This is a genomic window from uncultured Oscillibacter sp., assembly GCF_900544955.1.
Taxonomy (GTDB): Bacteria; Bacillota; Clostridia; order Oscillospirales; family Oscillospiraceae; genus Oscillibacter.
The window spans coordinates 1-3,019 of record NZ_UQXD01000079.1 but is presented as its reverse complement, the minus strand read 5'-3'; the positions used below and the strand labels follow the sequence as shown (position 1 = coordinate 3,019).

The following is a 3,019-nucleotide window of genomic DNA, read 5'->3' as shown; positions in this document are numbered from 1 at the left end:
AGAAAATGGGGGGTGCATTCCGTGGGGCAAAGCCCCACACCCCCATCCCGCCCCCTGGGGCGGAAACCCTCGTCCCCGCCCGACGGCGGGAATCCTCCGTCCCCGCACCGGTGCGCGGACCGTTCCTCATCCCCGTGTACAGCGGCGGCCTTTCAGCTCCGCATCGTTACGCGGACGCCCCGCCCCCCGTGGGGCGGCATCCCCGTCCCCGCGCCGTGCGCGGCCAGCGCCATCAGCCCCTCAAAACACGCACATGGCCGTAAAGCAGGTCCCGCCGTCTCCCAGGCCCTCCACCTGGTAATTCTCCCCCTCCCGGTGGCCCAGCAGCCGCAGCGTCTCCCCCAGGGTGGCCTCCCGGCTGTAATTGATGTAGAACTCCCGGGGCGTCCGGTCCTGGAGGTCTGCCGGGAGGAAGTCCCACACGATGTCCCCGTAATTCCCGCTGAAGAGGTGGCCGTTGCCGTCCAGATCGGACCACATCACCCGCCGCTGCCCCAGCTCCTCCAGCCCCTCCCGGGGCAGGGCGATCTTCTTGGGCTCCGGGCAGTCGATCTCCTTGGGGCAGACCGTCAGGGCCTTGGCGGTAAAGGAGGCGGGCCGCAGAATTTTCCGGGTCTCCGGGTCCACCAGAATCCAGTCGCTCTTCATGCTCACGCACAGCTCCCCCGTCCGGTGGTCCGCCATCTCAAACACCCGCTGCATGTGGGCGCCCCGGGCACCGTTTTCCCAGGTGGTGATGTCCAGCACGTCCCGGGCCATGGGGCAGCGGTGGATGTGCACGGCGGCGCGGGAGAGGAGAAAGACCTCCCGCATGGCGTACAGCTTCTCGTGAGTCAGCCCCCGGGCGTCGTAGTCGTACCCGGCGAAGGCCCCCGCCTTGCTCAAAAGCGCCGCCATCCGGACGCGCTTGTTCCGGTCGCAGTCCGCAAACACCAGCTCCTCCTGGCGGAAGTAGCCGTCTTCCATCAAACGCTGCTTGAAATCCTCCACAATCCGATGCTCCTTTTTTTCATTTGGACAAAATATTACCACGTTTTCCCCGATTCCACAAGCGGGATGGTTGACTTTCCCGGCACCTGTGATATGATAAGGCCACCAAACAAATTTTAAGGAGGCTGTTACTCTATGGAAAAGACCGTCATCGCCACGCCCAATGCCCCCGGCGCCATCGGCCCCTACTCCCAGGGCTGGACCGTGGGCGAGCTGGTATATACCTCCGGCCAGATCCCCGTGGACCCCGCCACCGGCGCCGTGCCCGAGGGCATCGCCGCCCAGGCGGAGCAGAGCTGCAAGAACGTGGGGGCCATCCTGGAGGCCGCCGGCGTCACGCTGGAGCACGTGTTCAAGACCACCTGTTTCCTGGCGGACATCGGGGACTTTGCCGCCTTCAACGAGGTCTATGCCAAGTATTTCACCACCAAGCCCGCCCGCAGCTGCGTGGCGGTGAAGGACCTGCCCAAGGGCGTCCTGTGTGAGATCGAGGCCATTGCCGCCAAGTAAAGGAACCGCTCTCTTGACGAAACAAACGAGGACCGGCCGGTTGGCCGGTCCTCGCGGTTTATTTCCGGAGAAAGGCGATGCCCAGGGTGTTGTTCCCGCAGTGGCAGAAGATGGTGCACCCGGCCTTGGCCTCCAGCACCTCCTGGAAGCCCCCCTCCTCCGCCAGCACCTGCCGGGCCACGGCGGCCAGGGCGTCGTCCTGGCAGGAGTCCACCAGGACGCAGCGGCGGCGGTCGATGTCCGTCCGGCCCGCCAGCCGGTCCCGGACGTAGTCCGCCACCACCTTTTCCATGGAGCCCCGGAACTTCCGGGTGACGGACATCCTGCCGTCGATGACCTCGATGCAGGGGTGGAGCTTCAGCAGGTTGGCCCCCAGGGCCGTCACGGCGGAGCAGCGCCCGCCCTTTTTCATATAGTCCAGCCGGTCCAGCACAAAGCTCATCTCCACCCGGGGAATCAGGGTGTCCAGCAGGTCCAGAATCTCCGGGACGCTCCGCCCCGCCTCCGCCGCCTCGGCGGCGGCGAGGGTCAGCATCCCGTGGCCCACGGAGAGGTTGCCGCTGTCCACCACGAACACGCCGGGCACCTCCTCCGCCGCCAGGCGGGCGTTCTGGTGGCAGCTGGAAAAGCCCATGCCGATGTTCAGGTGGATCACCGCGTCGTACTTGGCGGCCTCCCGGCGGAACAGGTCCTCGTAGTCCGCGATGTTTACGGCGTTGGTGGTGGTGATGTCGCCGCCGGCATCCACGTGGGCGGCGATGTCCGCCGGGCGGATGTTCACGCCGTCCTGGTAGAGCTTGCCGGCCTTGACGATGCCCAGCGGCACCACTGAGAGGTTGTGCCGCTCCACCAGCGCCGCGGGCAGGTCGCAGGTGCTGTCGGTGGTAATTTTGATCATGGTGTGTCTCCTTCCGTTCCTCGGGTCTCGTTTGCAAGTCCGGTGTATGATACCACAGTTTGCCCCGGAATGCCAGTTTCATTTTGGGCTGCGGTCCAGAGGCGCAGCATGTCCGCCACCGTGGCGCGAAGGTCCCGCGCCGCCCGGAGGCGGGCGGCCTCATAGGGCACCGCCACCCGGTTGATGGAGAACACGGCGCGAACGCCCAAACCGTATACCGGCTCGATGTCCTCGCCCACGTCGCCCACCACCGCAACCACCGGCGTCCCGGCGGCGCGGCGGGCCACGCCGGAGATCACCTTGCCCCGGAGGCTCTGGCCGTCCAGCTTGCCCTCGCCGGTGAGGATCAGCTCCGCGCCCCGGATTACCTCCGAGAAGCGAACGGTGTCCAGCACGGCCTCAATCCCCGGCTGGAGGCGGCTGCGGAAGAAGGCGGCCATGCCCGCCCCCATGCCGCCGGCGGCGCCGGCGCCGGGGAGGTCCGCCACCTCCGCCCCCAGGTCGCGGCGCAGCACCGCCGCCAGATGGGCCAGGCCCGCGTTCAGGCGGGCCACCATGGCCTCGTCCGCCCCCTTCTGGGGGCCGAACACCGCCGCCGCGCCGGTGGGGCCGCAGAGGGGG

General features: G+C 67.5%; 4 protein-coding genes. 1 reads left to right on the top strand and 3 read right to left on the bottom strand.

What is annotated here, in order from left to right; all coding sequences use genetic code 11:
* Positions 1-240: 240 nt before the first annotated feature.
* On the bottom strand, positions 241-990 hold the full coding sequence (locus QZS21_RS11580) for an acyl-[acyl-carrier-protein] thioesterase (protein WP_295583562.1): 750 nt from the start codon (positions 988-990) through the stop codon (positions 241-243).
* Between the two features lie 135 nt (positions 991-1,125).
* Here QZS21_RS11580 and QZS21_RS11575 point away from each other — a divergent pair, with 135 nt between their 5' ends.
* Positions 1,126-1,500 carry a RidA family protein gene (locus QZS21_RS11575; protein ID WP_295583560.1) on the top strand — a complete coding sequence of 125 codons (375 nt, stop codon included), beginning with the start codon at positions 1,126-1,128 and terminating at the stop codon, positions 1,498-1,500.
* Between the two features lie 58 nt (positions 1,501-1,558).
* Here the strand turns inward: QZS21_RS11575 and QZS21_RS11570 are convergent, their stop codons facing one another.
* Positions 1,559-2,398 carry a DegV family protein gene (locus tag QZS21_RS11570; protein WP_295583558.1) on the bottom strand — a complete coding sequence of 280 codons (840 nt, stop codon included), beginning with the start codon at positions 2,396-2,398 and terminating at the stop codon, positions 1,559-1,561.
* The coding region (locus tag QZS21_RS11565; RefSeq protein WP_295583556.1) for a glycerate kinase at positions 2,395-3,019 on the bottom strand (625 nt) is incomplete at its 5' end. The genes QZS21_RS11565 and QZS21_RS11570, both read right to left, overlap by 4 nt.